We start from the raw sequence: 25,051 nt of genomic DNA on the forward strand, positions 1-25,051 counted from the left end.
CATGCATGTCCCAATGTGGGGGAGGCCGTCCTCCTGGCAGAAGGGCTTGCGCCTCCTGCATGGCCGCCAGTTTAGGAGAAAGCCTTCAAGCCGGCCGCACCCAGCCTGTTGCCCCATTGCCGCCTGGGTGGTTGCTGCACAACAGCATCCAGGGCGTCAGGCGGCCAGTGCCTCTTCCTGTTCAGCCAGCAGGATGTTGCCCACGGTGGCGCCCAGGCCGGCCACGCGCTTGCGCAGCTTGAGCACGGCCTTGTCCTTGCTGATCAGCAGCGCCTGGTGCTGGCTGGCCAGGTCCAGGAAATGCTGGTCGTCGGGGTCGGTGCAGGCAAAGCGGATGCGCGGCGCATCGGCCACGTACTCGACCGCTCCGTCAAAGGCCGAGAGCACGCCCTCGACCGTCTTGCCGTAGAAGGCCACGCGCGGCGCGATCTGGCTGTAGTGCAGCACGCGTTCGAGCTCGATGCGCTGGGCCTGGTCGGCGATCCAGCGCATCTGCCCCTGCTCCACCAGCTCGCGGATCGGCGGAACATGCGGATCGTCGAAGATCAGCATGTCAAGGACCACATTGGTATCGAGCACCACGGGCCGGGGCAGGGGACCTTCGTAGCCGTCGTTGCACTGCGGCCAGCGCAGCACGATCTTCATGGCGCGGTGCCCTCTGCCGGGCCTTCGGCGGCCTTTCTGGGCTTGACAGCGCCACGGACCATGTCGAAGCGGAACAGCCGGCACTCGATGGGGCCGTTCCACATGGGCGTGCGCCGCGCTTCCTTCAGGCGCATCTTGCCGGGCAGCTTGAGGTCGGGCGTGAGCATCCAGGCGCTCCAGCCGCTGTAGTTCTTCTTCCAGTGGGTGGCCAGCTGGCTGAAGAATTCCACACCGTCCTCGGTCTGGGCCGTCTCGCGGCCCGCGCGCTCGACCACGGCCATGCGCTCGCCGGCGCTGCGGCCGGCCGAGCCGGCTGCGGCAATGCGCTCGCCATAGGGCGGATTCAGCAGCATCAGGCCGGGCTGCTCGCAGGGCGGCATGCGCTGCAGGGCGTCGCCGCCGCGCAGCTGCACGGTCTGGCCCACGCCCGCGCGCTCGGCGTTGCGCTGGGCGAAGTCCACCATGCGGTGGGACACGTCGGAGCCATAGATGCCCACGGGGCTGTCGGGCAGGATGGCGGCCTCTGCCTCGTCCAGCATGGCTTCCCACACATGCCTCTGGAAGGGCACGAGCTTTTCGAACGCGAAGCGCCGCAGGATGCCGGCCGGAATGCGCCGGGCGATCTGCGCGGCCTCGATCAGCACCGTGCCGCTGCCGCAGCAGGGGTCGTACAGCGGCTGGGGATCGTCGCCGTGCGGGTCCCAGCCCGTGGCGGCGATCATGGCCGCGGCCAGGGTTTCCTTGAGCGGCGCATCGCCCTTGTCCTCGCGCCAGCCGCGCTTGAACAGCGCCTCGCCCGAGGTGTCGATGTAGATGGTGGCCTCGTCGGTCGTCAGGTGCAGGTGCACGCGCACGTCGGGGTGGCGCGTTTCCACGTCGGGGCGCACGCCCTTCCTGTCGCGGAAGCGGTCGGCAATGGCGTCCTTGACGCGCAGCGCCGCAAAGTTGAGGCTGGTCAGCGGGCTGTGCTGGGCCGTGACTTCGATCTTGAAGCTCTCGCGCGGGGAGAACCAGATCTCCCAGGCCACTTCGCTGGCGGCGCGGTACAGGTCGTTTTCGTTGCGGTACAGGGTCTGCGACAGCTGCACCAGCACGCGCTGGGCCAGACGGCTGTGCAGGTTCAGCAGCAGGGCGTCGCGCCACAGGCCGCGCACCATCACGCCGCCACGGCCGACCAGGAGGTCGTGGCCGCTCAGGCCGGTGATCGCGTGGACCTCGTCGGCCAGAAATCCCTCGACGCCGGCGGCGCAGGGCAAAAACAGATGCAGTTGGTTCATAGCTTGGGTGCCGAGCATACGCGCACCGCGATTCCCCGCGCAGGCGCCAGCCGAAACCCGCTTGCCTGCGCTTCGGCCCGGGCCTACAGTGGAAGCAACCGCGAGGGAGAGCACCATGAAGACTCGAACCACGCCCGTCCACACGGATTTCCTCGGCGCCACGCAGGCCGCACGCCTGGTGGCGCAGGTCGGCGTCGCCGCCTGCCTGGCCGGCCTGGCCGATGCCATCGAGCAAGACTTCGCGCGCTGGCCCGATTTCGAGAAATCGGCCCGCCTCGCCCACCATTCGCCCGGCGGCGTGATCGAGCTCATGCCCGTGTCCGATGCGCTGGACTACGCCTTCAAGTACGTCAATGGCCATCCAGACAACGCCGACCGGGACCTGCCCACGGTGATGGCATTCGGCGCCCTGGCCGACGTGGCCACGGGCCTGCCGGTCTTCCTGTCCGACCTGACGCTGGCCACGGCGCTGCGCACCGCGGCCACCTCGGCGCTGGCCGCGCGCCGGCTGGCGCGACAGGGCTGCCGCAGCATGGCGCTGATCGGCGCAGGATCGCAGTCCGAATTCCAGGCCCTGGCCTTCACCCACCTGCTGGGCGTGGAGCGGCTGCGCATCTTCGACATTGACGTCCAGGCCATGCGCAAGCTGGTGGACAACCTGGGCCATGCAGGCATTGCCGCCCAGCGCATCACCTGCTGCACCAGCAGCGCCCAGGCGCTGGAAGGCGCCGACATCGTCACCACGGTCACGGCCGCCAAGCGCCGCGCCTGCGTGATCGCCGATGCCGATGTGCGCCCCGGCACCCACATCAATGCCGTCGGCGGCGATTGCCCCGGCAAGACCGAACTGCCCGTGGAGTTGCTGCGGCGCGCGCGCATCTTCGTGGAGTTCACGCCCCAGACGCGCGTGGAAGGCGAGATACAGCAGCTGCCCGCCGACGCGCCCGTGACCGAGCTGTGGCAGGTCATCAATGGCCTGGCGCCGGGACGCGGGCACGACACCGAGATCACGCTGTTCGACTCCGTGGGCTTTGCGCTGGAAGACTATTCGGCCCTGCGCTGGTTGCGCGCGCTGGCCCACGACACCGGGCTGATGCAGTCGATCGACCTGGTGCCTTCGCTGGCCGACCCCCGCGACCTGTACCGGCTGGTGCGCGAGGCCGGGCAGGCAGAACGCGGCTTTGGCTGACACGGGGACTGCATACCATGGGTCCCATGAGCATGAACACCCATACGTCCCCGCAGACCGCACGCGCCCTGAGACTCATAGGCGTGCCCACCGACATCGGCGCCAGCCGCCTGGGCAGCGCCATGGGCCCCGACGCGCTGCGCGTGGCCGGCCTGGCCCCGGCGCTGCGCCAGCTGGGCTGCCAGGTGAGCGACATCGGCAACCTGGCCGGTCCGCCCAATCCCCAGACACCGCCCGAGCAGGGGCTGCGCCACCTCGCACCGGCCCGTGCCTGGATGCAGGCCGTGCACCAGGCCGTGGGCCAGGCGCTGGACGATGGCGAGCTGCCGCTGATGCTGGGCGGCGACCACAGCCTGGCCATGGGCTCGATCAGTGCCGTGGCCGCCCACTGCCGCCGCCTGGGCCGCGCGCTGCGCGTGATCTGGCTGGACGCCCACGCCGACTGCAACACGCCCGATATCTCGCCCAGCGGCAACCTGCACGGCATGCCCGTGGCCAGCCTGTGCGGCCTGGGGCCCGAGCCGCTGACCGCGCTGTCCCAGGGCGGCGATCCGGCGCTGGATGCCGCCTCGCTGTGCCAGATCGGCCTGCGCAGCGTGGATGACCAGGAAAAGCGCCTGCTGCATTCGCTGGACATCGAGGTGTACGACATGCGCGCCATCGACGAGTTGGGCATGCGCGAGGTCATGCGCCGCGCGCTCGACGGCCTCGCCGGCAGCGACACCCACCTGCACCTGAGCTTCGACGTGGACTACCTCGATCCCGACATCGCGCCCGGCACGGGCACGCCCGTGCGCGGCGGCCCCAGCTACCGCGAGGCCCAGCTGTGCATGGAGATGCTGGCCGATACCGGACGCCTGGGCTCGATGGACCTGGTGGAACTGAACCCGGCGCTGGACCTGCGCAACCAGACGGCCGAGCTGGTGGTGGACCTGCTGGAGAGCCTGTTCGGCAAGAGCACGCTGGTGCGGGCCGATCGCTGAGGCCGCTCAGGCTGGCGAGAGCGAAATACGCCAGCCGTCGCCCGTTGCGTCCGTAGCGAAGCGCACAGGCACAAAGCGCTCGATCACCTCGAAATTGCTGCGCGCATGCGGCGTCAGTTCCGTGCAGGTGTAGCTGGCACCGCGCCCGCTGCGCCAGACGGCCAGCGCCAGCGGCAGGGCCCATTGGTCGGCCAGGTACGGGCCCAGCGCGGCCCGGCTGCCCTGGTGGCGGCGCACCTCGCGTGCCAGGTCATGCGCCACCTTTTCGGCGCTGACGCCCTTCATGCCGAACTGCGTGAACACTTCGCTCAGGTGCTCATAGGCCAGCGTGGCCAGCAGCGCGTTGCCCGGCCCCTCGTTCTGGCGCACGGCAGCCACCTGCAGTTGCTCGCCAGACCAGTCCAGGGCCTGGCCCAGATGGTCCAGTTCGCGCTGGGCCACCGCGCGTGGCAGCGCGGGCGCAAAGCATTCGGCATGGCTGGCCACGGGGGCGCCGCGTTCGGTGATATCGAAAGGCACAAGCCCATTGGTTGCCGGCGTGATCGTCACGTCCATCTCGCCGCCACCGGCCGGATAAAAGCCCAGCCGGCGCAGCCGCAGTTCGCAGCGCGCGCCCAGCCTGTGCAGCAGCGGCGCATAGCTGCGCTCCAGGAAATGGAAGGGCGGCGCGGCCGGGTTGTGGGTGCCGCCGCCCAGGGTCAGGCGGCTTTCGCCATTGGCCAGCATCAGCGCGGGCCACAGCGTCTGCAGCAGCAGGGTGCAACTGCCCGCCGAGGCGATCACGAAGCGGTACTCGCCCGCACGCACCGGCCCCGGTGTGAATTGCAGCGTCTGCGAATTCATCTCGGCGCCCTGCATCTGCGCGCCGCAGATTTCGGCGGCGGCATTGACGCAGGCCAGGTGCTGGCGCATCAGGCCCGGCTTGGCGCGCCCGGCACGGATGCGCTGCATGGCAAAGGGCTGACCCGTGCACATGGACAGCGCCAGCGCGCTGCGCAGCATCTGGCCTCCGCCCTCCCCGGCGGAGCCGTCGATCTCGATCACTTTCATTTTTCTCTTTCATTCATTGCCGCCAATTGCCGCCAAAGCGCGCCACGGCATCCCGCAGATAGCGGTCCAGCGGCGCCGCATCGGCCTGGTCCCCCGGATCGGGCGCATGGGCCATGGCATGGGCCAGCTCGCGCTCCAGGAAATCATGGACCCGCACCCGGCGCGGCCCCTTGGCGGCCTCGCCCAGGCGCATCTTGAGCTCCAGCAGCTCGTTGAGCTCGGCCAGCAGGACTGCATCCTCCAGCGTGCCCGCCGCCAGCTGTGCAAAGCGCATGGGCGGCGCACCACGCCCCTCGCGTATCCAGCGCGCGGCCAGCAAGGGGCGCAGCACGTAGAAGTACTTCTTGTAGCGCACCACATCACCCTGCAGGTGGGCGCGCAGGTTCTTGCGCGCCATGGCCACGTAGTGGTGGTAGCCGCGCACCGGCGAAAAGCCCTGCTCGGCCAGCAGATGCAGGCGCTCGGCCCAGGGCTGCTCCTGCCGGTAGACCACGGGCGAGCGCAGCCATTCGAGCAGCGTGGGGTTGGAGGCGCGCAGCAGCCCCAGCGCCTTGCGCAGCTCCCAGCCGCTGACATCGAGCTCGCCGCTGAGCGGCTGCTCTATGACATCGCGGCCCGGCGCCACCGTCAGATACCAGGGCAGGCGGTGGACGTAGATGAAGCGCACGTCATAGTCGCTGTCGGGCGAGGCAAAGCCCCAGCCGCGGCTGCCCGACTCGCAGGCAAACAGCACCGTGACCTCGTGCCTGCGCTCCACCTCGGCCAGGTTGGCCAGCACCGTGGCGCGCATGGCGTCGGAGACCGGATGCGCGCTCAATACCTTCTCTTCCCTCATGCTCTCATCCTGCTTTCTGTTCCGGAGGATGAGAGCCCGGGGCCCTCATCCACTCACCCTTTCACGCACACCACTTGCTTCAGGGTGTGCACCACCTCCACAAGATCCTGCTGCGCGGCCATGACCGCATCGATGTCCTTGTAGGCCATGGGAATCTCGTCCACCACATTGGCATCCTTGCGGCATTCCACGCCCTCGGTGGCCTTGATGTGGTCCGCCACGCTGAACATCTTCTTGGCCTTGGTGCGGCTCATCACGCGGCCCGCACCGTGGCTGCAGCTCTCGAAGCTCTCCGGGTTGCCCAGGCCGCGCACGATATAGCTGCGCGCGCCCATGCTGCCCGGGATGATGCCCAGCTCGCCGCGCCGCGCGCTCACCGCGCCCTTGCGGGTGATGAACACGTCCTGGCCGAAATGGCGCTCCTGCTGCACGTAGTTGTGGTGGCAGTTCACCGCCTCCACATGCGACTCGAAGGGCTTGGCGATCACCTTGCGCACCGTGGCGATGAGGTTGACCATCATCACCTCGCGGTTGCGCATGGCGAACTTCTGCGCCCAGGACACGCCGCGCACATAGTCGCCAAAGTAGCGGGCCCCTTCCTCGAAATAGGCCAGGTCCTTGTCGGGCAGGTTGCGCTGATGCAGTTCTGCGTCCTTCTTGGCCAGCTCGATGAAATGGGTGCCGATGGCATTGCCCACGCCGCGCGAGCCCGAGTGCAGCATGAACCACACGAAGCCCGCCTCGTCCAGGCAGATCTCGATGAAGTGGTTGCCGCTGCCCAGCGTTCCCAGGTGCTTGCGGTTGTTGGTGTTGGCCAGGCGCGGATGCAGCTCGCACAGCAGGTCGAACTCATCGGCCAGCGTGGCCCAGACCTGGTCCACCGACACGGGCGGGTTCTCCCAGCTGCCTGGATCACGGCCCCGGTGGCGCGGCACCGAGCCATGCGGCACGGCCTGCTCTATCGCCGAGCGCAGCGGGCCCAGGTTGTCGGGCAGGTCCTCGGCGCGCAGCGTGGTCTTGGCAGCCATCATTCCGCAGCCGATGTCCACGCCCACGGCCGCCGGGATGATGGCCTTGATGGTCGGGATCACCGAGCCCACGGTGGCGCCTATGCCCAGGTGCACGTCGGGCATGGCTGCGACATGCTTGAACACCACGGGCAGGCGCGCGGCGTTCTCCAGCTGCTTGCGCGCCTCGTCCTCGACGGGCACGCCCTTGGTCCACATCTTGATGGGAACGCCGCCCTCGACATCATGCTGTTGGTAGTTGTTCATGGTGCTGTTCTCTTTCATGTCTTTGTTCTTGGTTGAATCGTGTTTCCGCCTCAAGTGGCCATGGCGTCGAATACCGCGCCTATGCGCTCATCCAGCGGGTAGCACTGGTGGTCGCGCTTGCCTGAAGGCAGCCAGGTGCTGGCCGGGCCGCGCTCGGCCAGTTGCAGCAGCTTTTCTGCCCAATGCTTCTTGGTGCCCGCCTGCGAGAGCCACTGCTCCATCGTTGCACGGTAGCCATTGCGATCGGATGCGAAGGCATTGCTGATGCAGTTCCCACCCCAGATGAATTCGTAGAAGCATGCATCGACAAAATGCAGCGTGGCGCTCTCGCTGTCACAGGTCAGCCAGTGGTCCAGCAGGGGCTGGAGCGGCACACCGGCGTAGTCCCACATGAGCAAAAAGGAGAAGGCCTCTTCGCCCTGGAAAACGCTGGTGTCCGGCTCAGCCCACTGCTCCAGCCCCAAGGCAAAGAAGGCACGAGCAAAGGCTTGCAACGCCGCGCTTTCCTGCGATGAAAAGGAGCCGGGCTCGCAACGACCAAGGCGGTCCAGATACAACTCGGTGGAGTGGTGCAGCCTTGCGCCCTGCGCCAGCAGTTCCAACATTCTTGGCGCCAGGTACTTGATCTCATCCGCAGGCTGGACCAAGCTTTTGGCAGCGTCGTTGTATTGGTAGAAATGGTGCTCGGTCAGGCTGCGCAGGGGCAGTCGACGCATCTCGCGCTCCAGGTCTGCATCCATGCAGCATGTGACGCAAGCGTCCAGCGCTACCGACGGCGACCTGTATCCAGCAAAGCTCTGGTAGAGCGCCTGTGATGCAGCAGCCAGGGCGTCTGTACGCTCCTGTATTTGCGCTGCAGGCGATTGCATCCTTTTCGATGTCATCTTCTTGGCCATGGTGTCTCTCCTTCAAGGGCAGGCATGAGGCAACCGGCACCGCCGGCGACTCCACGCCCACCTCATCGCGTTATCAACGCATCTTCACCAGCCCGTTGAGCACCTGGTCCAGCCCGCCGAACACGGAGATCTTGTCGATGCGCTCGGCCACGCGTTCCAGCGTCTCCAGCTCCTTCATGCGCAGGGCCACGGGGTTGTCCTCCATGACCTTGGCGGTGTTGAGCAGCGAGCGCGTGGCCGCCGTTTCCTCGCGGCGGCGGATCACGTTGGCCTGGGCCTGCTTTTCGGCCTGCACTACCTGGGTCAGGATGGCCTTCATCTCGCCGGGCAGCACGATGTCCTTCACGCCCACGCTCTCCACCACCATGCCGAAGGGCTGCAGCTTGGCCGCCATGTGCGCGGTCACCACGTCGTCGATCACCGTCTTGTTCTCCAGCAGCTCATCGAGCGTGCGGGTGCCCACGGCGGCGCGCAGCGCGAACTGCAGCTCCCGGTACAGGTGCTCGGCGGGCTTTTGCAGCTGGGCAAAGGCGCGCAGAACGTCGGTGTGGCGATAGGTGGCGCTCAGGTTCAGGCGCAGGCTGACCTTGTCGCGGGTCATGATGTCCTGGCCCGAGACCTCGACGGCCTGCAGGCGCAGGTCCACCAGCTCCACGGCAATGCTGCGGCCGAACTTCCAGAACGCATGGCTGCCGGCCTGCAGCAGGCGGTCCACCTTGCCGTCGATGGTCAGCAGCGCGCACTGGCCTGCGGGCACCTGCGCCTGCAGCACGCCGTTGAGGCCGGACACGCTGCGCTGGCGCAGCTGCGTCTGGGTCAGGCGCGCCGCCAGGGCGGCGGGCAGCTCGGCGCCGGCCTGCAGGTCGACCACCTGCACGCTCACATCCACCAGTCCCTTCCAGTACAGGCGGCGCGTGCCGGGCGGCAGGATCTCGACCAGCACGCCGTTTTCGCTGCGCAGGCCCGCCTCGGTCTCGGACAGTTCCACGCGCAGGAACTCGGCGGCCACCAGGGCGGGCTCCTGCGCCATCAGGTAGTCGGCCAGGCCGTGCGTGAAGGCGGGCTGCTCCAGGGCAAAGGTTTCCACGCGCAGCTGGTCGGTGCCGGCAAACAGCCAGTGCCGGCCGCTGTGCAGCACGCGCTCGAAATCGCCATTGCGCAGCAGCAGGGCGCGTTCGTTCTTCTTGATGGTGATGCGTTGGATCTTCAGCATTTCTTCTTCTCCTCGTTCGGCGTCTTCGCCGCAATCAATAGGGGTGCCGTTACAGCAGCGGCGGGGTTCCAGGGGGCACGGCCCGGGCCTTGCAGTGCGCCGTGGCGGCAACCCTGGAAACAGGTTGCAGCGTGGCTGGCTGCGGGCGCGGACCGTGCCGGGACCTGGCACAGCCGCCGCTGCTGACGGGGGGCGGCCTGGGGCTGCATCGCAACCCGGCGGCCACCTCCCGCGTTCGGCGGGTGGTCTTTCGACCGTTTCAATAGCCCGGCCTTGCGGCCGGAAGAGTGGGCAGGAATCGAACCTGCGACAGTCCTCTTGCGAGGGTGCTCTACCAGACTGAGCTACCAGTGGCTGGCAAGCCTGGAGTCGAACCAGGAGTCCCTTGCGGGACGGTTTCCACAACCTTGCCGTCACCCAGCGCCTGCGGCGTGCGGCATGCGGGAAATCGACAGGCCCCTGGAGGCCCGGACTTCCCGCACCGGCGGGGCGGGCGTTTGCCCCAACCCCGGCCTGTGAGCGGTCACCGCCTGCACTGGATGCCTTGCTTATTGCGAGATGCGTGCCAGCCCGGCATCTGGTGCCAAAAATTTCTTCAACCCCTTGATTTATTTGGATAAATCTCAAATCACACTTTTCTTGATTTCTTCTTCAATCCAAAGAAACTAGAATTTCAGCTATCCAACTAGACAAAAACATGGAAAAGAAAAAGGTCGTCATCGGCTTTCTGGGTACGCAGCTGGACTCCGGCAGGGGCGCGGGGCGCTGGGAAAAATGGCGGCCGACCCTCTCCCTCATGCAGCACGAGGATCTGGTGGTGGAGCGGCTGGAGCTGCTCTACACGCCGCCCCATCTGGCCCTGGCGCAGCTGCTGCAGGGCGACATCGCCACGGCATCGCCCGAGACCCAGGTGAACCTCGTGCCCATGGAGATTGCCGATCCCTGGGATTTCGGCGAGGTCTATGCGCGGCTGTTCGACTGGACGCAGGCCTATCGCTTCGACCCCGAGCGCGAGGAGTACTGGACCCACATCACCACGGGCACGCACGTGGCACAGATCTGCCTGTTCCTGCTGGTGGAGTCGCGCCGCATTCCCGGCGTGCTGGCCCAGACTTCGCCGCCCCGGCGCCAGCGCATGGGCGACCCGGGCAGCTATGCGCTGATCGACCTGGACCTGTCGCGCTACGACGTGATCGCCCAGCGCTTCGGCGCCGAGCAGAGCGAGGCCGTGCAATTTCTCAAGAGCGGCATCGCCACGCGCAATGCCGGGTTCAACGCGCTGATCGACGAGATCGAGCGCGTGGCCGTGCGCTCGCGCGCGCCCATCCTGCTCACGGGTCCCACGGGTGCGGGCAAGTCGCATCTGGCGCGGCGCATGTACGAGTTGAAGAAGGCCAGGCACCAGGTGCAGGGCGAGTTCGTCGAGGTCAATTGCGCCACGCTGCGCGGCGATGGTGCGGCCTCGGTGCTGTTCGGCCACAAGAAGGGCGCGTTCACGGGCGCTGCGGCCGACCGCGCCGGCCTGCTGCGCAGCGCGCACCAGGGCGTGCTGTTCCTGGACGAAATCGGCGAGCTGGGCCTGGACGAACAGGCCATGCTGCTCAAGGCGGTGGAGGAAAAGCGCTTCTATCCCATGGGCAGCGACCGCGAGGTCAGCAGCGACTTCCAGCTGGTCGCCGGCACGCACCGCGACCTGCGCATCGACGTGGCGCAGGGGCGCTTTCGCGAGGATCTGTTCGCGCGCATCAACCTGTGGTCCTACGCGCTGCCGGGCCTGGCCGGGCGCCCCGAGGACATAGAACCCAACATGGACCACCTGCTCGCGCGCTCGGCCGACGAGACCGGCCAGATGGTGCGCTTCAACGTGGAGGCCCGCGAGCGCTATCTGCGCTTTGCGCGCTCGCCCGAGGCGCTGTGGAGCGGCAACTTCCGCGACCTGTCGGCCAGCATGACGCGGCTGGCCACGCTGGCTGACGGAGGGCGCATCTCCACGGCCCTGGTCGATGCCGAGATCCAGCGCATGCAGTGGCTGTGGCAACGGGGCGAGGCAGCGCAGCCCGCCCCCGCCGGCGCCGGCTGCGGCCTTGATGCGCTGTTGCCCGCCGATAGGCTGGAGCAGATGGATCTGTTCGACCGCATGCAGCTCGAAGCGGTGCTGCGCGTGTGCAGGCAATCGCCCTCGCTGTCCGATGCGGGGCGCCGCCTGTTCGACCAGTCACGCACCCAGCGCAGCGTGGTCAACGATGCCGACCGCCTGCGCAAGTACCTGCTGAAATTCGGCCTCAAATGGGATGACGTGGCCGGCCGCGCGCCTGCGGCCTGAGAGCGTGCGCGCCCTGCGCGGCTACAGGGCCTTGCGCAGCGTGGTCGGGGGGATCTTGAGCAGTTCGCGGTACTTGGCCACGGTGCGCCGTGCGCATTCGATGCCCTGCTCCTTGAGCATGTCGGCGAGCTGGTTGTCCGACAGCGGCTTCCTGGGGTCCTCGGCTGCGACGAACTGCTTGATGAGCGCGCGCACGGCCGTGCTCGACGCGTTGCCGCCCGCCTCGGTGCCCAGGCCCGAGCCGAAGAAATACTTGAGTTCGTAGGTGCCCTGCGGCGTGGCCATGTACTTGGCCGTGGTCACGCGGCTGATGGTGGACTCATGCAGGCCCAGCGCATCGGCAATGTCGCGCAGCACCAGCGGGCGCATGGCCAGCTCGCCATGCACGAAGAAGTTCTTCTGGCGCTCCACGATGGCCTGCGACACGCGCAGGATGGTGTCGAAGCGCTGCTGGATGTTCTTGATGAACCAGCGCGCCTCCTGCAGCCGCTGCTGCAGCGCCGCATGGCCTTCGCTGCCCCGGTGGCTGCGCAGCGCGCTGGCATAGATGTCGTGCACGCGCAGCTTGGGCATGACATCGGGGTTGAGTTGCACGCTGAACTCCATGCGTCCCGCACCCATGCGCACCGGGCGCACGATGACATCGGGCACGACGATCTGGCGCTGCACGTCGGCGAAGCGCCGGCCCGGGCGCGGCTCCAGCCGGGCGATCAGGACCATCGCCTCGCGCAGCCGCTCCTCGCGCGCGCCGCACAGGCTGGCGAGCTTGCGCAGGTCACGCCGCGCCAGCAGGTCCATGGGCTGGGCGCAGATGTCCAGCGCGGTGCGCAGCACGGCCTGCCGATCTTCGTCCTCGGCACTGCCGTCGCCTTCGCGCTCGGCATCGGCCAGTTGGTCGCGCAGCTGCAGCGTCAGGCATTCGGCCAGGTCGCGCGCGCCCACGCCCACCGGCTCCAGGCTTTGCAACAGGCGCAGCGCCACGGTGAAGCGGTGCACCAGTTCCTCGCACTCCTCCAGGTTGTCGCCCGCCAGGCCCTGTGCCAGCTCGTCGAGCGGGTCTTCCAGGTAGCCGTCGTCGTTGAGGTTCTCGATCAGAAAGCGCAGCGCGGCACGATCCACCTCGCCCAGGCGCAGGCTCAGGGCCTGGCGGTGCAGATGGTCGGTCAGGCTTTCTGCGCTGCGTGCCAGCTCGGTGGCATCGGTCTCGTCATCGTCACCCTGGCCGCGCGTGCGGCTGGAAGGCGCATCGCTGCCCCAGTCGCGGTCGTCGTTGCCCGAGTTGGTCTGGCCATCGCCTTCCCAGCTCAGGGACTCGGCCGTGCCGGAGGTCTCGACGGCATCGCCGGAGGATGTGTCCGACGGCGCCTCCCATTCCACCGCAGCCGATGGCTGGTCCGCACGGCTTTCCTGGAAGGAGTCCGCGGCGTCGGCGCCGGGCGCCGCAGGCTCCGGGGCGCTGCTTGCCGCTTCGTGGTCGCCGTCGTCGTTCGCCAGCTCCAGGAAGGGGTTGTCGCCCAGCATCTGCTCCACTTCCTGCGCCAGCTCCAGCGTGGACAGCTGCAGCAGCTGTATCGACTGCTGCAGTTGCGGGGTGAGCGAAAGATGCTGGGAGACGCGCAGCGACAGTCCGGGCTTCAAGCGGCAGCTCCTTCGCGCAGGCAATCTCGCAGACGGGCCAGGCAGGGCATGGCGCTACATCCGGAAGTGTTCGCCGAGGTAGACGCGCCGCACTTCGGCGTTGTCCACGATCTCCTCGGGTGTGCCTTGGGCCAGCACATGGCCGTCGCTGATGATGAAGGCATGGTCGCAGATGCCCAGCGTCTCGCGCACGTTGTGGTCGGTGATGAGCACGCCGATGCCGCGCGCCTTGAGAAAGCCGATGATGCGCTGGATCTCGATCACGGCGATGGGGTCGATGCCGGCGAAGGGCTCGTCCAGCAGGATGAAACGCGGCTGCGTGGCCAGGGCACGTGCAATCTCGACGCGGCGGCGTTCGCCGCCCGACAGCGCCAGCGCGGGCGATGCGCGCAGATGGTCCACGCGCAGTTCCTGCAGCAGCGCCGTCAGGCGCTCCTCGATGACGCTGCGCGCCAGCGGCCGGCCCTGCTCATCCCTTTGCAGCTCCAGCACGGCGCGCACGTTGTCCTCGACGCTGAGCTTGCGAAAGATCGATGCCTCTTGCGGCAGGTAGGACAGGCCCAGGCGCGAGCGCTGGTGGATGGGCATGTTTCCCACGGCCTGTCCGTCGATGAAGATGTCGCCGCCGTCGCTGCGCACCAGGCCCACGATCATGTAGAACGAGGTGGTCTTGCCCGCGCCATTGGGGCCCAGCAGGCCCACGACCTCGCCCTTCTTCACGGACAGCGACACGTCCTTGACCACCTTGCGGCTGCCGTAGGACTTGGCCAGATGGCGCGCCTGCAGGCTGCTGCCCTGTTCGGCGCGTGGGGAGGAAGCGTGGGCAGCGGGGGCTGAGGCCTCGGTACTCATCGCTTGGTACCACCAAGGCTGTCCAGGGTGTTGCTGGGCTGCAGGGATGTGCCCGGCGCGCCTGCGGCGGGAGCGCGCGGCTGCGAGCCCGGTGTGCCCTCCTTGGGCGCCAGCACGGCGCGCACGCGCCCGCCCTGGCCGGCGGTGGAGCTGGGCTGGCCGCCGCTGGTCTTTTGCCCATCGACGGTGAACACGTCGGTGAGGTTGTTGTAGACGATGATGGAGCCCGTGATCTCGTCGCTGAGCTGGCCGCCGCGATAGCGCCGCAGTTCGCCGCGGCGGATGAACTTCACGAGATCGGCCTTGCCGTCGTATTCGATGACCTCGCCCTCGCCTTCCACGAATTCCTCGGGCTGGCCGGGAACGGTGTCGCGCTTTTGGCGGAAGAAGGCGCGCTTGCCCGCTTCGGCCGTGACCACGCCGTACTGAAAGCCTTCGGGGTCCTGGCGCACATCGAGCTGGGCACCGCGCAGCACGATGGTGCCCTTGGTCATCACCACGTTGCCGGTGAAGACGCTGGTCTGCTTGAGTTCGTCATGGCGCAGCGCGTCAGCCTCGATGTTCATGGGCTTGGTGCTGTCGGCCTTTTCGGCCTGGGCCAAACCGGCGAAAGCCGCCAGGGCGGCTGCGAGCAGGAGGGGGGAAAGTCGTTGTTTCATGGAGGGCACGCTTCTTGCATCCATTGTAGGGGGTGTCGCGCGCAACCGTTCCTGGCGTCTTTCAAGCCGGGGGGCAAAGCGCTGACACGAAGGCACAAAAAGAGGTTTCCAAAAGCGACAGGCCCGCTCAATGGCGGGCCTGTCACGGGTGGTCTGGGCCGAGGCCCCTACCTCAGCCCTTGCGGCTGGTGGCGATCAGCTGATCGACCACGCGCAGCACATTGGTCATGTTCCCGGCCTTGGTGCCATCGGTGTAGTAGCGGCCCGCCACGCCCATGGCCGGCACGCCTTCCACGTCATAGTCCTGCTGCAGCTGGGTGGCCTTGCGCACCTGGTTGGAGACCGTGAAGGAGTTGTAGACCTCCTTGAACTTGGCCACGTCCACGCCCTGCTTGCCCACCCAGGCGAAGATCTCGTCGTCCTTGGCCAGGCGGTTGCGTTCCACATGGATGGCGTGGAAGGCGCGCGCATGCATGGTGTCCAGCAGGTTCATGCCTTCAAAGGCGTAGTACAGCTTTTGCTGGGGCACGAAGCTGGCGTTGAATGCCACGGGCACGCGGTGCACGACCACGTCGGCCGGCGCCTGGTTCTTCCAGGCGGCAAAGGTGGGCTCGAATGCATTGCAGTGCGGGCAGCTGTACCAGAAGAACTCGACCACCTCGACCTTGCCGGCGCCGGCGCTGGTGGGTGCGGGCTTGGCCAGCTTGATGTAGTCCTTGCCCTCCTTGGGCGCTGCCGCCTGGGCCTGTGCGGCGGAGGTGCCCAGCGTCAGCGCGCTGGCAGCGGCTGCCGAGGCAGCCAGGGAAAAGTCGCGGCGATTCATCAAAACAAACTCCTCGTTCAATGCTGCAGATTAGGAGGCTGGGGTTTGCCAAAAAGTTCAGCGCTCTTGCTCAACGCTGTTTCAGCGAGCGGCGCGCACCAGCGTGGACTCGACCCCGGCGCCATCGAGCTTTTGCTTGAGTTGCTCGGCATCGTCGCGCTTGGTGAACGGACCCACGCGCACGCGGAAGATGGTGATGCCGTTTTGCTCTCGCTCGCTTACGCGCGCCTCCCATCCCAGCATGGCCAGCTTGGCCCGCTGCGCATCGGCATCGCCCTGGCTGCGGAAGGCGCCGGCCTGCACGAAGTAGTTGAAGGCAGCCTCGGCCTTTTCGGCCTTTTCCGTCTTCTCGGCAGCGGCGGAACGCGCCTTCACCAGATCACCCAGCGGGTCGGCGGAGGTCTTGCCATCGGTCTTGGTGTCGGGCTTGGCGGGCGGCTTGGCCGGGTCCACGGGCGCGGGCGGCGGCGTCACGCCGCCGGCCACGGCGGGCGGGGTGGGCGCTGCTGGCGTGGTGCTGCCGGGGAGGCTGGGCGTGACGGCAGCCGGTGGTGGCGGCGCCGGGTTCTTGCCCTGCAGCGGTGCGTTGGGGTCCCAGTTCTTGTTGCGCTGGGCCTCTGCCGCGTCCTGGTCGGCCGTCTTGCCGCCCTTGGAGAGAAAGGGCACGGGCACCTTGGTCACATAGACGGCGACGGCCAGGGCTGCTGCCAGCCCGACGATCATGCCGATGATGAGACCGATGACGGTGCCCCCACGTTGCTGTGTCTTCATAGATGGCTTGTCGCTCGAAGTTACATGCGTTGCGGGGCCGAGACGCCCAGCACTGCCAGGCCATTGTGCAATACCTGGCGCGTGGCCGAGATCAGCGCCAGGCGGGCGAGCTTGACCTTTTCATCGTCCACCAGGATGCGTTCCGCGTCGTAGTAGCTGTGGTACAGCGAGGCCAGTTCACGCAGGTAGAAGGTCACGTCGTGGGGCGCATTGCCTTCTGCGGCCGAAGTCAGCATGGCCGGGTACTTGGCCAGCTGCAGCATCAGCGCCTGGGCCTGCGGGCCTTCCAGCGCCGACAGGTCCACGTCCTTGAGCGTGTCCGCATCGCCGCCCCAGGCTGCCAGCACCGAGCAGATGCGCGCATGGGCGTACTGCACGTAGTACACGGGGTTGTCATTGTTCTGGGCCACGGCCAGGTCCACGTCGAAGGTGTACTCGGTGTCGGGCTTGCGGGACAGCAGGAAGAAGCGCACCGCATCCTTGCTGGTCCACTCGATCAGGTCGCGCAGCGTGACGTAGGAGCCGGCGCGCTTGCTGATCTTGACTTCCTCGCCGCCGCGCACCACGCGCACCATGGTGTGCAGCACATAGTCGGGATAGCCGGCCGGAATGCCCACGTCGGCGGCCTGCAGGCCGGCGCGCACGCGTGCGATGGTGCCGTGGTGGTCCGTGCCCTGGATGTTGACGACCTTGGAGTAGCCACGCTTGAACTTCTGGATGTGGTAGGCGACATCGGGCACGAAGTACGTGTAGTTGCCGTCCTGCTTGCGCATCACGCGGTCCTTGTCGTCACCGTAGTCGGTGGACTTGAGCCAGAGCGCGCCGTCGAGTTCGTAGGTGTGCCCGCCCGCGATCAGGCGCTGCACCGCGTCCTCGACATGGCCGTTGGTGTAGAGGCTGGATTCGAGGTAGTACTCGTCAAAGTGCAGGTTGAAGGCCTGCAGGTCCTTGTCCTGCTCGTTGCGCAGATAGGCGACGGCGAACTGGCGGATGTTGTCGTAGTCCTCGACATCGCCGTTGGCCGTGAATTCGCGGTCATCGGCCTTGACGGTCTTGCAGGCCTTGAAATCGTCTGCGATGTCCTGGATGTAGGAGCCGTTGTAGAAGGCCTTGCTTTCCGGATTCTCGGGATCGATGGGCCAGCATTCGTCGCCGGGCTTGAAGCCCTTGGCGCGCAGCTGCGTGCTCTTGGTCAGCGTGTCGATCTGCACGCCCGCGTCGTTGTAGTAGAACTCGCGGTGCACGCCCCAGCCCTGGGTGGCATAGAGGTTGCAGATGGCATCGCCCAGCGCGGCCTGGCGGCCATGGCCCACGTGCAGCGGGCCGGTGGGGTTGGCGGAGACGAACTCGACCAGCATCTTGGCGCCACGGTCGGCCTGCCAGCCGAATTTCTCGGCCTGTCCCAGCACTTCGCGGATGATCTGCTGCTTGGCGGCGGGCTTGAGACGGATGTTCAGAAAGCCGGGGCCGGCGATCTCGATGGCATCGACCCAGCGCTGGAAAGCCGGCGTGGCCTCCAGCGCAGCCTTGAGCTGTTCACCGAGCGCGCGCGGATTGAGCTTGAGTGGCTTGGCCAGCTGCATGGCGGCCGTGCAGGCGAAATCGCCATGGGCAGCCACCTTGGGGGATTCGAAAGCGGCACGGGCACCGGCGCCGGGCGACAAAGTTTCAAGCTCGCCGGCCAGAGCCGCGAGCAGTTCCTGTTTGACGGAGAGCATCGGCGGATTCTACGTGGCAGGCCCGCCCCATGCCGCCAGACAGGAAAACCGGGCCTACATGCCCCGCGCCCAGAACACCGCCACCACCGCGATCACAGGCACCACATGCGCCTGCCACATCACCCAGCGGCGCGTGCTGGCCACCTCGGCAGGCTGGGGCAGGCCCTGGCCGGCATCCAGCGCGCGGCGCCAGCGCCGGAAGGCCAGCGTGGGCTTGATCGACAACACGGCGCCGACCACGAACAAAGTCATCTTCAGATGAAACAGTGGCTGCGAGACGTACCAGGACATGCCCTTGACGCCCCACACCAGGCGCGCAATGCCGGTGAGCACCAGGAACACCACCGCCAGCCCGTAGATCATGTCCAGCCGCGCCAGGCGCTGGACCACGGCGGCACTCATCCACTCGCTGCGGCACAGCGCTGCCTGGCTGGACAGGAACACCACGAAGGTGAGGATGGCCAGCAGGTGAAGGCTGGCCAGAATGGCTTCTATCGTCATGGGGAATCCGTATAGAAATTGAGCCTCTTGGGCCATGCTGCATTACGCCAGAAACGGCGACCGCCATTGGGATGCCCGAGGCAATCGGTAGACCACTGCGGTCCTCCCGTCGCGCCGGCTCTTGCGTCGTTACTTCGGCAGTTCCGCGCGCAACCAGTCATCCAGCAGCGTCTTCTCGTAGCGCAGGGGATCGTTGGGATACAGGTCGGGGCGCATCATGAAGGTCGCATCGCGCAGTTGGCGGCTGCCCTCGCGCAGCAGCTTTCCGTCGGCATCCAGCAGCTTGAAACGCAGGTCGATGCGCGGCGGGTAGATATCGCGGACGATGCGCACATCGGCGGCCTGGGGTCCGCGCCAGGGCTCGAAACTGCCGGCACGCTGCACATCGGTGAGGTGGACTTCCAGCCGCTGGCCCTGGGGCAGCCTGGGCGCGGCACGCTCGGCCAGGAACTGGGCCAGCGCATCGACCCAGGCGCGGCGCGCCTTCTCGGACTCCTGGGTTCCATTGCGCCCGGCATCGAACCGCGAGGGATCGTCAAAGGTCACGCTCACGATGCCGGCAAGCACCGCGCCCTGCCGCATCCCGTCCGGCCGGCCCTGCTCCGGCCCCTGGACGGCACAGCCCGCCACCATCCCCAGGCAGGCGGCGCCCAGCGCCATGCACATCCAGCGCCGCCTTGCGGGGGGCGCGACCTGCGTTGCGGATATCGCTTTCTTCGCGATCGACACTGCCATGCTCATTCCTCCTTGCTGGGCGGCCTGCTCAGGCCGCGTGGGTTCGACGCCAGAATTCCGGCTGCTCGTAATGGTGCTTGAGATAGTCGATCCACAGCCGCACGCGCAGCGGCATGTGCTTGCGCTGGGGAAAGACCACGAAGATGCCGTTCGGTGGGGCCGCAAATTCCTCCAGCACCGCCACCAGGCGCCCGGCGGCGATCTCGGCCTCCACCTCCCAGGTGCTGCGCCAGGCAATGCCCCAGCCGCCCAGGCACCAGTCGTGCAGCACCTGGCCGTCGGAGCAGTCCAGCGGACCGCCCGGCTTGAAATGCACGACTTCGCTGGTACCGCTGTCCGGGTGCGGAATGCGGAAGGCCCAGCCGCGCGTCTGCGAGGCATCGCTGGACAGCGTCAGGCAGTCATGCTGGGTCAGCTCGCTGGGGTGGCGCGGCGTGCCGCGGCGCTCCAGATAGGAGGGCGTGGCCACGCACTGGCGCCGGTTGTCGGCGATGCGCACGCTGACCAGGGCCGAGTCGGGCAGGTCGCCTACCCGCACCGCGCAGTCAAAGCCCTCACCGGCCAGATCGACCACGCGGTCGCTCAGATTCAGGGAAATCGTCACATCGGGGTGCAGGTCCCGAAAACGCGGCACCAGAGGCGCCACATGCCGCCGACCAAAGCCTGCCGGCGCCGTGATGCGCAGATGTCCTGTGGCCTTGACCCCGCCCGCACTGACGCTGGCCTCGGCGTTGGACACATCGGACAAGAGGCGCTGGCAATCCTCGAGAAAAGCGCTGCCCTCGTGCGTGAGCGAGATGCGGCGTGTGGTCCGCACCATGAGCTTGACGCCCAGGTGCTCTTCCAAGGCATCCAGTCGCCGCCCCATGATGGCTGGCGCCACGCCTTCCGCCTTGGCCGCTGCCGTGAGGCTGCCGCGCGTGGCCACCGATACGAATGACTCGAATGCCTTGAGCTTGTCCATGACTGCTGTCCGTTTCTTTTCCGTGTTCTTGTGGGGCATGCGCATGCATGCCTGTCTCCTGGGGTCCGCCTTTTTGCGCAGTAGGCACTGGCTGTCTGCCATTTGCCCTTCGCACCGGGCTGCATGCCAATTTCCGATGGTTTTGGCAGGCGCATAACCTTCCCACATTTTTGCGTAAAAGTCACGAGTTTTAAGATTTATGGTCTATTTATGTACGCAAATAAATCTAATAAAGTATTCCTTATAGTCAGGCCCGTAAAGGGTCCAGGCCAGTCTTTCCATCCATCCAACCGGGGTTCCCACCATGACCGATCGCACCCAAGTCCACAGCCTGCAGGTGGCCACAGAGCTGCACCGCTTCATCAATGAACAAGTGCTCCCGGGCACGGGTGTCGCGCCCGAGGCATTCTGGAAAGGCTTCGACGAGATCGTCAACGACCTCGCCCCCCGCAATGCTGCCCTGCTGGCCGAACGCGACCGCCTGCAGGCCGAGCTGGACACCTGGCACAAGGCCCATCCCGGCCCCATCACCGACATGGCCGGCTACCAGCAGTTCCTGACGCAGATCGGCTATCTGGTCGAGCAGCCCAAGGATGCCAAGGCGACCACCACCAACGTGGATGCGGAACTGGCCATCCAGGCCGGCCCCCAGCTGGTCGTGCCCATTCTCAATGCCCGCTATGCGCTCAACGCCGCCAACGCGCGCTGGGGTTCGCTGTATGACGCGCTGTACGGCACGGATGCCATCGGCGAGGACGGCGGCGCGGAAAAGGGCAAGGGCTACAACCCCGTTCGCGGCGCCAAGGTCATCGCCTTCGCACGTGATTTCCTGGACCAGGCCGCCCCGCTGGCCTCGGGCTCGCACAAGGATGCCGCCGGCTATCGCGTGGAAGCTGGCCAGCTGGTCGTCGCGCTCAAGAACGGCGGCACCACGGGCCTGAAGAACACCGCCCAGTTCGTCGGCTACCAGGGTGATGCCGCAGCGCCCTCTTCCGTGCTGCTGCTCAACAACGGCCTGCACATCGACATCCGCATCGACAAGACCACGGCCATCGGCCAGACCGATGCCGCCGGCGTGGCCGACGTGGTGGTCGAAGCCGCCCTGTCCACCATCCTGGACCTGGAAGACTCCGTGGCGGCCGTGGATGCCGAGGACAAGGTGGTGGGCTATGCCAACTGGCTGGGCATCCTCAAGGGCACGCTGACCGAGACCTTCGACAAGGGCGGCAAGAGCATGACGCGCGGCCTGAATGCAGACCGCGAGTACACCGGCGCCGACGGCAAGCCCGTCAGGCTACATGGCCGTTCGCTGATGTTCGTTCGCAACGTCGGCCACCTGATGACCAACCCGGCCATCCTCTGGGGCAACGGCAAGGAAATCCCCGAAGGCATCCTGGACGCCATGGTCACCACGGCCATCGCCGTCCATGACATCAAGGGTCTGGGCGCCAACGGCATCCGCAACTCGCGCACGGGCAGCGTCTACATCGTCAAGCCCAAGATGCACGGCCCTGCGGAAGCCGCCTTCGCCAGCGAGCTGTTCGGCCGCGTGGAAAAGGTGCTCGGCCTGCCCGAGAACACCGTCAAGCTGGGCATCATGGACGAGGAGCGCCGCACCAGCGTCAACCTCAAGGCCTGCATCGCCGCTGCCGCATCGCGCGTGGCCTTCATCAACACCGGCTTCCTGGACCGCACGGGCGACGAAATGCACACCGCCATGTATGCCGGCCCCATGGTCCGCAAGGCCGACATGAAGGGAAGCGCCTGGCTGGCCGCCTATGAGCGCAGCAACGTGCTCGTGGGCCTGGGCCTGGGCCTGCGCGGCAAGGCGCAGATCGGCAAGGGCATGTGGGCCATGCCCGACCTGATGAAGGCCATGCTGGAGCAAAAGATCGGCCACCCCAAGGCCGGCGCCAATACCGCCTGGGTGCCCTCGCCCACGGCCGCCACGCTGCACGCCCTGCACTACCACCAGGTCAACGTGGCCGAAGTGCAAAAGCAGCTGGAGCAGACCAATGCCGACGCCGAGCGCGCCAACATCCTGGCCGACCTGCTGCAGGTGCCCGTGGTCAAGGAAGACAAGTGGAGCGCGGCTGAAAAGCAGCAGGAGCTGGACAACAACGTCCAGGGTATCCTCGGCTATGTGGTGCGCTGGGTGGACCAGGGCGTGGGCTGCTCCAAGGTGCCCGACATCCACAACGTGGGCCTGATGGAAGACCGCGCCACGCTGCGCATCTCCAGCCAGCACATCGCCAACTGGCTGCAGCACGGCATCGTGACCGAGGCGCAGGTGCGCGAGACCTTCGAGCGCATGGCCGCCGTGGTCGACCAGCAGAACGCGGGCGATGCGCTGTACAAGCCCATGGCCGGCCACTTCGACACCTCGATGGCCTACCAGGCCGCCTGTGACCTGGTCTTCAAGGGCAAGGAGCAACCCAGCGGCTACACCGAGCCCCTGCTGCATGCCTGGCGCCTGAAGGTCAAGGCCGCCGCCTGACGCGGGCGGCGCCCGGCGCTTGAAAAAGCACCCAGGCTTGCCTGAGGTGCTTTTTTCATGGATCTACACTCAGAACCACGATGAGTGCCCCTCCCCCCGATGCCAGCCTGTGTCCGCTGTGCGGCCGCAGCAATCAGTGCGCCATTCTTGCGGGCGTGGATCCGCTGAACTGCTGGTGCATGGACACGCCGGTGGCACCCGATGCATTGGCCCGCATTCCGGAGCCCCTGCTCAACAAGGCCTGCCTGTGTTCCGCCTGCGCACTTGGCACCGACAAGCCTCGACCGCCCGCGTCGGCCGATATGATGTCGCCGACCCAACCCCCTAGAACTTGATCCCTGAGGAGATTGACATGCCCACGTACCACGTCGAAATGATGGAAGGCCGCACCGTCGAACAAAAGCGCAAGCTGGTCGAAGAGATCACGCGCGTCTCGGTAGAAGTCCTCGGCGGCTCGCCCGAATCGGTGGACATCCTGATCACCGACATCAAGCGCGAAAACTGGGCCACGGGCGGCAAGCTCTGGTCCGAACGCAGCTGAGGACTTTTCCTCCAACGCATGCAAAAGGCAGCTTCGGCTGCCTTTTTCCATGAAGTTGCAGCTTTACTTGCGCATTTCTCCAAGTGCCTGCAGCGCACTGGCAGCCACGGTCCACGGCACAGGATGGGAGTCTCTGGCCTGCCAGTACCTGGCAACCCCATCCATGGAAACCTGGGTCAAAACCACCTGGGCGGCGCCGGCCGCATAGGCTTGAAAAGCGGCATCGGTCATCCGTGCCTGGTAGCCAGAGAGATCGCCTCTACGGAAAAGCGCCCATGCGCCTTCGACACACTGCAGCTGCAGGCGCAGATGTGCATCGCCAGACAGCAACGCTTGCATGAACAGATCGCGCGTGGCTTCATACGTCGTGGGAGCAGCACACAGCAGTGCAATGCGTGACTGGGGATCTCTCTGCAAGGCAGCGGCCACCTTGCGGGCCAGCATGCCATCGGCACGCCAGACCTTGCCACTGCGGCAATCCGCCACGGCCGGGCCCAGGGTCGAGCAGGTCAGCAGCACGGCATCGATATCGGCAGGGTCTGCCAGCGCATCAAGCTGCCCCGCCGTTTTCTGCCGAAGCGACGCATTCATGCCGCCGGCAGCCTCCGCCTCCAACAGCAGTTCCTCATGCACCTGATGAACGATTGAGTGGGCCGGCCAGCCCAGTTCGGCAGCAGCCTGCTCGAAGATCACGGCGTTGCTGTGCGCCGTATGCAGACAGAGGATGGGCATGGGTGTGTTCCGTTTTTTTGCCGTTGCCCCGCATTGTGCTTGCAGCTGCCGCGCCAGGCGTTAGGCTATGGCTTGAACTACGCAAACAACGATACCGCCATGTGCCAGCTGCTTGGAATGAACTGCAACACGCCCACCGACGTGCGCTTCAGCTTCTCGGGGTTCACCCAGCGGGCGGGCAATACCGGCGACCATACGGACGGCTGGGGCATCGCCTTCTTCGAGGACAAGGGCCTGCGCCACTTCGTCGGCTACGAGCGCGCCATCGACTCGCCCATCGCCAAGCTGATACGCGAGTACCCGATCAAGAGCCGCAACGTCATCGCCCACATCCGCAAGGCCACGCAGGGCGCGGTAAGCCTGCAGAACTGCCACCCCTTCGTGCGTGAACTGTGGGGCCGCAACTGGGTCTTTGCCCACAATGGGGATCTCAAGGGCTTCGCTCCGAAACTGCATGCCCACTTCCATCCGGTAGGCAACACCGACAGCGAGCAGGCCTTCTGCTGGATTCTTCAGGAGCTCTGGAAGTCCCATGCCGGCCTGCCCAGCGTCCAGGAACTCACGCACACGCTGCGCGAACTGGCCAAGCGCATCTCGCCGCACGGTACCTTCAACTTCCTGCTGTCCAACGGCGAAGCGCTGTGGGCCCATGCCACCACACACCTGTGCTACATCGAGCGTCGCCACCCCTTTGCCCAGGCCCATCTGTCGGATGAGGACCTGACCGTGGACTTCGCCCGGGAAACCACACCCCAGGACCGCGTGGCCATCATCGTCACGGCGCCATTGACCAAGAATGAGACCTGGACTTCAATCCAGTCGGGCGAACTCAAGGTCTTTGTACAGGGCGAATGCCTGCCGCTTTGAACCATTGCGCATTCAGGAATAAAAAGAGAGCGCGTCAGCGCTCTCTTTTTTGGGTTGTCCGTTTTGGC

24 protein-coding genes are annotated in these 25,051 nt (G+C 66.6%); 7 read left to right on the top strand and 17 right to left on the bottom strand.

Annotated elements, in window-relative coordinates; genetic code table 11:
* Positions 1–156: 156 nt before the first annotated feature.
* A complete protein-coding gene (locus AC5I49_RS16005; RefSeq protein ID WP_016450511.1) occupies positions 157–645 on the bottom strand; it encodes a putative toxin-antitoxin system toxin component, PIN family in 489 nt (162 codons plus the stop codon).
* Complete coding sequence (locus tag AC5I49_RS16010) at positions 642–1,922, bottom strand: THUMP domain-containing class I SAM-dependent RNA methyltransferase (protein ID WP_047327975.1); 1,281 nt, start codon at positions 1,920–1,922, stop codon at positions 642–644. The genes AC5I49_RS16005 and AC5I49_RS16010 overlap by 4 nt, the downstream gene beginning before the upstream one ends.
* Positions 1,923–2,037: 115 nt before the next feature.
* Here AC5I49_RS16010 and ocd point away from each other — a divergent pair, with 115 nt between their 5' ends.
* Together ocd and rocF are read left to right on the top strand one after the other, a co-directional pair.
* Positions 2,038–3,111, top strand: a complete 1,074-nt coding sequence (ocd, locus tag AC5I49_RS16015) for an ornithine cyclodeaminase (protein WP_047219506.1) — start codon at positions 2,038–2,040, stop codon at positions 3,109–3,111.
* Positions 3,112–3,128: 17 nt separating this feature from the next.
* Positions 3,129–4,094 (top strand): arginase, encoded by a 966-nt coding sequence (gene rocF, locus AC5I49_RS16020; RefSeq protein ID WP_016454609.1) that lies wholly within the window; start codon positions 3,129–3,131, stop codon positions 4,092–4,094.
* A gap of 6 nt (positions 4,095–4,100) precedes the next feature.
* On the opposite strand, the gene rtcA is transcribed toward rocF, so the two are convergent.
* From rtcA to AC5I49_RS16045, 5 genes are all read right to left on the bottom strand, one after another.
* Complete coding sequence (gene rtcA, locus AC5I49_RS16025; protein ID WP_016454608.1) at positions 4,101–5,144, bottom strand: RNA 3'-terminal phosphate cyclase; 1,044 nt, start codon at positions 5,142–5,144, stop codon at positions 4,101–4,103.
* Between the two features lie 13 nt (positions 5,145–5,157).
* Positions 5,158–5,979 carry a nucleotidyltransferase domain-containing protein gene (locus AC5I49_RS16030; protein ID WP_016454607.1) on the bottom strand — a complete coding sequence of 274 codons (822 nt, stop codon included), beginning with the start codon at positions 5,977–5,979 and terminating at the stop codon, positions 5,158–5,160.
* Positions 5,980–6,032: 53 nt separating this feature from the next.
* Entirely contained in the window at positions 6,033–7,271 is a 1,239-nt protein-coding gene (locus tag AC5I49_RS16035) for an RtcB family protein (protein WP_310037306.1), read from the bottom strand.
* A 32-nt stretch (positions 7,272–7,303) separates the two neighbouring features.
* Positions 7,304–8,149 (bottom strand): hypothetical protein, encoded by an 846-nt coding sequence (locus tag AC5I49_RS16040; protein WP_495789604.1) that lies wholly within the window; start codon positions 8,147–8,149, stop codon positions 7,304–7,306.
* Between the two features lie 73 nt (positions 8,150–8,222).
* Positions 8,223–9,362 (bottom strand): slipin family protein, encoded by a 1,140-nt coding sequence (locus AC5I49_RS16045; protein ID WP_495789605.1) that lies wholly within the window; start codon positions 9,360–9,362, stop codon positions 8,223–8,225.
* 697 nt (positions 9,363–10,059) lie between these two features.
* Between AC5I49_RS16045 and rtcR the strand changes: the two genes are divergently transcribed.
* Positions 10,060–11,685, top strand: coding sequence for an RNA repair transcriptional activator RtcR (rtcR, locus tag AC5I49_RS16050; protein WP_126312923.1), 1,626 nt, complete (start codon positions 10,060–10,062; stop codon positions 11,683–11,685).
* A gap of 21 nt (positions 11,686–11,706) precedes the next feature.
* Here the strand turns inward: rtcR and AC5I49_RS16055 are convergent, their stop codons facing one another.
* From AC5I49_RS16055 to AC5I49_RS16095, 9 genes are all read right to left on the bottom strand, one after another.
* A complete protein-coding gene (locus AC5I49_RS16055) occupies positions 11,707–13,323 on the bottom strand; it encodes an RNA polymerase factor sigma-54 (RefSeq protein ID WP_209803319.1) in 1,617 nt (538 codons plus the stop codon).
* A gap of 54 nt (positions 13,324–13,377) precedes the next feature.
* Positions 13,378–14,175 carry an LPS export ABC transporter ATP-binding protein gene (lptB, locus tag AC5I49_RS16060; protein ID WP_016450697.1) on the bottom strand — a complete coding sequence of 266 codons (798 nt, stop codon included), beginning with the start codon at positions 14,173–14,175 and terminating at the stop codon, positions 13,378–13,380.
* The gene (gene lptA / locus AC5I49_RS16065; RefSeq protein WP_016454602.1) at positions 14,172–14,834 is read right to left on the bottom strand and encodes a lipopolysaccharide transport periplasmic protein LptA; all 663 of its coding nucleotides are present in this window, start codon (positions 14,832–14,834) and stop codon (positions 14,172–14,174) included. Before lptA ends, lptB begins: the two co-directional genes overlap by 4 nt.
* A gap of 172 nt (positions 14,835–15,006) precedes the next feature.
* Positions 15,007–15,657 carry a thiol:disulfide interchange protein DsbA/DsbL gene (locus AC5I49_RS16070; protein ID WP_016450695.1) on the bottom strand — a complete coding sequence of 217 codons (651 nt, stop codon included), beginning with the start codon at positions 15,655–15,657 and terminating at the stop codon, positions 15,007–15,009.
* Between the two features lie 81 nt (positions 15,658–15,738).
* Positions 15,739–16,428: an SPOR domain-containing protein gene (locus AC5I49_RS16075; RefSeq protein WP_043790827.1), complete on the bottom strand. Its 690-nt coding sequence runs from the start codon at positions 16,426–16,428 to the stop codon at positions 15,739–15,741.
* Positions 16,429–16,448: 20 nt separating this feature from the next.
* Complete coding sequence (gene argS, locus AC5I49_RS16080; protein ID WP_016450693.1) at positions 16,449–18,146, bottom strand: arginine--tRNA ligase; 1,698 nt, start codon at positions 18,144–18,146, stop codon at positions 16,449–16,451.
* 54 nt (positions 18,147–18,200) lie between these two features.
* On the bottom strand, positions 18,201–18,647 hold the full coding sequence (locus tag AC5I49_RS16085) for a DUF2214 family protein (protein ID WP_016450692.1): 447 nt from the start codon (positions 18,645–18,647) through the stop codon (positions 18,201–18,203).
* A 129-nt stretch (positions 18,648–18,776) separates the two neighbouring features.
* Positions 18,777–19,382: a DUF3016 domain-containing protein gene (locus AC5I49_RS16090; protein ID WP_016454600.1), complete on the bottom strand. Its 606-nt coding sequence runs from the start codon at positions 19,380–19,382 to the stop codon at positions 18,777–18,779.
* 28 nt (positions 19,383–19,410) lie between these two features.
* Entirely contained in the window at positions 19,411–20,346 is a 936-nt protein-coding gene (locus tag AC5I49_RS16095; RefSeq protein ID WP_026062476.1) for a LysR family transcriptional regulator, read from the bottom strand.
* A 304-nt stretch (positions 20,347–20,650) separates the two neighbouring features.
* Here AC5I49_RS16095 and AC5I49_RS16100 point away from each other — a divergent pair, with 304 nt between their 5' ends.
* From AC5I49_RS16100 to AC5I49_RS16110, 3 genes are all read left to right on the top strand, one after another.
* A complete protein-coding gene (locus AC5I49_RS16100) occupies positions 20,651–22,843 on the top strand; it encodes a malate synthase G (protein WP_016454599.1) in 2,193 nt (730 codons plus the stop codon).
* 80 nt (positions 22,844–22,923) lie between these two features.
* Positions 22,924–23,178: a cysteine-rich CWC family protein gene (locus tag AC5I49_RS16105; RefSeq protein WP_495789606.1), complete on the top strand. Its 255-nt coding sequence runs from the start codon at positions 22,924–22,926 to the stop codon at positions 23,176–23,178.
* Positions 23,179–23,195: 17 nt separating this feature from the next.
* A complete protein-coding gene (locus tag AC5I49_RS16110; protein WP_012202595.1) occupies positions 23,196–23,384 on the top strand; it encodes a 4-oxalocrotonate tautomerase in 189 nt (62 codons plus the stop codon).
* Positions 23,385–23,447: 63 nt separating this feature from the next.
* Here the strand turns inward: AC5I49_RS16110 and AC5I49_RS16115 are convergent, their stop codons facing one another.
* Positions 23,448–24,077, bottom strand: coding sequence for a hypothetical protein (locus tag AC5I49_RS16115; RefSeq protein ID WP_349305371.1), 630 nt, complete (start codon positions 24,075–24,077; stop codon positions 23,448–23,450).
* A 138-nt stretch (positions 24,078–24,215) separates the two neighbouring features.
* On the opposite strand from AC5I49_RS16115, the gene AC5I49_RS16120 reads away from it, so the two are divergent.
* Positions 24,216–24,983: a class II glutamine amidotransferase gene (locus AC5I49_RS16120; RefSeq protein WP_099735233.1), complete on the top strand. Its 768-nt coding sequence runs from the start codon at positions 24,216–24,218 to the stop codon at positions 24,981–24,983.
* Positions 24,984–25,051: the final 68 nt, after the last annotated feature.

The sequence above is a fragment of the Delftia sp. genome, from assembly GCF_059499305.1.

Excerpts from the sequence above, each read along its gene's own strand:
- AC5I49_RS16005 (WP_016450511.1), bottom strand. The coding sequence starts at position 645 with ATGAAGATCGTGCTGCGCTGGCCGCAGTGCAACGACGGCTACGAAGGT.
- AC5I49_RS16010 (WP_047327975.1), bottom strand. The coding sequence starts at position 1,922 with ATGAACCAACTGCATCTGTTTTTGCCCTGCGCCGCCGGCGTCGAGGGA.
- ocd (WP_047219506.1), top strand. The coding sequence starts at position 2,038 with ATGAAGACTCGAACCACGCCCGTCCACACGGATTTCCTCGGCGCCACG.
- rocF (WP_016454609.1), top strand. The coding sequence starts at position 3,129 with ATGGGTCCCATGAGCATGAACACCCATACGTCCCCGCAGACCGCACGC.
- rtcA (WP_016454608.1), bottom strand. The coding sequence starts at position 5,144 with ATGAAAGTGATCGAGATCGACGGCTCCGCCGGGGAGGGCGGAGGCCAG.
- AC5I49_RS16030 (WP_016454607.1), bottom strand. The coding sequence starts at position 5,979 with ATGAGGGAAGAGAAGGTATTGAGCGCGCATCCGGTCTCCGACGCCATG.
- AC5I49_RS16035 (WP_310037306.1), bottom strand. The coding sequence starts at position 7,271 with ATGAAAGAGAACAGCACCATGAACAACTACCAACAGCATGATGTCGAG.
- AC5I49_RS16040 (WP_495789604.1), bottom strand. The coding sequence starts at position 8,149 with ATGGCCAAGAAGATGACATCGAAAAGGATGCAATCGCCTGCAGCGCAA.
- AC5I49_RS16045 (WP_495789605.1), bottom strand. The coding sequence starts at position 9,362 with ATGCTGAAGATCCAACGCATCACCATCAAGAAGAACGAACGCGCCCTG.
- rtcR (WP_126312923.1), top strand. The coding sequence starts at position 10,060 with ATGGAAAAGAAAAAGGTCGTCATCGGCTTTCTGGGTACGCAGCTGGAC.
- lptB (WP_016450697.1), bottom strand. The coding sequence starts at position 14,175 with ATGAGTACCGAGGCCTCAGCCCCCGCTGCCCACGCTTCCTCCCCACGC.
- lptA (WP_016454602.1), bottom strand. The coding sequence starts at position 14,834 with ATGAAACAACGACTTTCCCCCCTCCTGCTCGCAGCCGCCCTGGCGGCT.
- AC5I49_RS16070 (WP_016450695.1), bottom strand. The coding sequence starts at position 15,657 with ATGAATCGCCGCGACTTTTCCCTGGCTGCCTCGGCAGCCGCTGCCAGC.
- AC5I49_RS16075 (WP_043790827.1), bottom strand. The coding sequence starts at position 16,428 with ATGAAGACACAGCAACGTGGGGGCACCGTCATCGGTCTCATCATCGGC.
- argS (WP_016450693.1), bottom strand. The coding sequence starts at position 18,146 with ATGCTCTCCGTCAAACAGGAACTGCTCGCGGCTCTGGCCGGCGAGCTT.
- AC5I49_RS16085 (WP_016450692.1), bottom strand. The coding sequence starts at position 18,647 with ATGACGATAGAAGCCATTCTGGCCAGCCTTCACCTGCTGGCCATCCTC.
- AC5I49_RS16090 (WP_016454600.1), bottom strand. The coding sequence starts at position 19,382 with ATGGCAGTGTCGATCGCGAAGAAAGCGATATCCGCAACGCAGGTCGCG.
- AC5I49_RS16095 (WP_026062476.1), bottom strand. The coding sequence starts at position 20,346 with ATGGACAAGCTCAAGGCATTCGAGTCATTCGTATCGGTGGCCACGCGC.
- AC5I49_RS16100 (WP_016454599.1), top strand. The coding sequence starts at position 20,651 with ATGACCGATCGCACCCAAGTCCACAGCCTGCAGGTGGCCACAGAGCTG.
- AC5I49_RS16105 (WP_495789606.1), top strand. The coding sequence starts at position 22,924 with ATGAGTGCCCCTCCCCCCGATGCCAGCCTGTGTCCGCTGTGCGGCCGC.
- AC5I49_RS16110 (WP_012202595.1), top strand. The coding sequence starts at position 23,196 with ATGCCCACGTACCACGTCGAAATGATGGAAGGCCGCACCGTCGAACAA.
- AC5I49_RS16120 (WP_099735233.1), top strand. The coding sequence starts at position 24,216 with ATGTGCCAGCTGCTTGGAATGAACTGCAACACGCCCACCGACGTGCGC.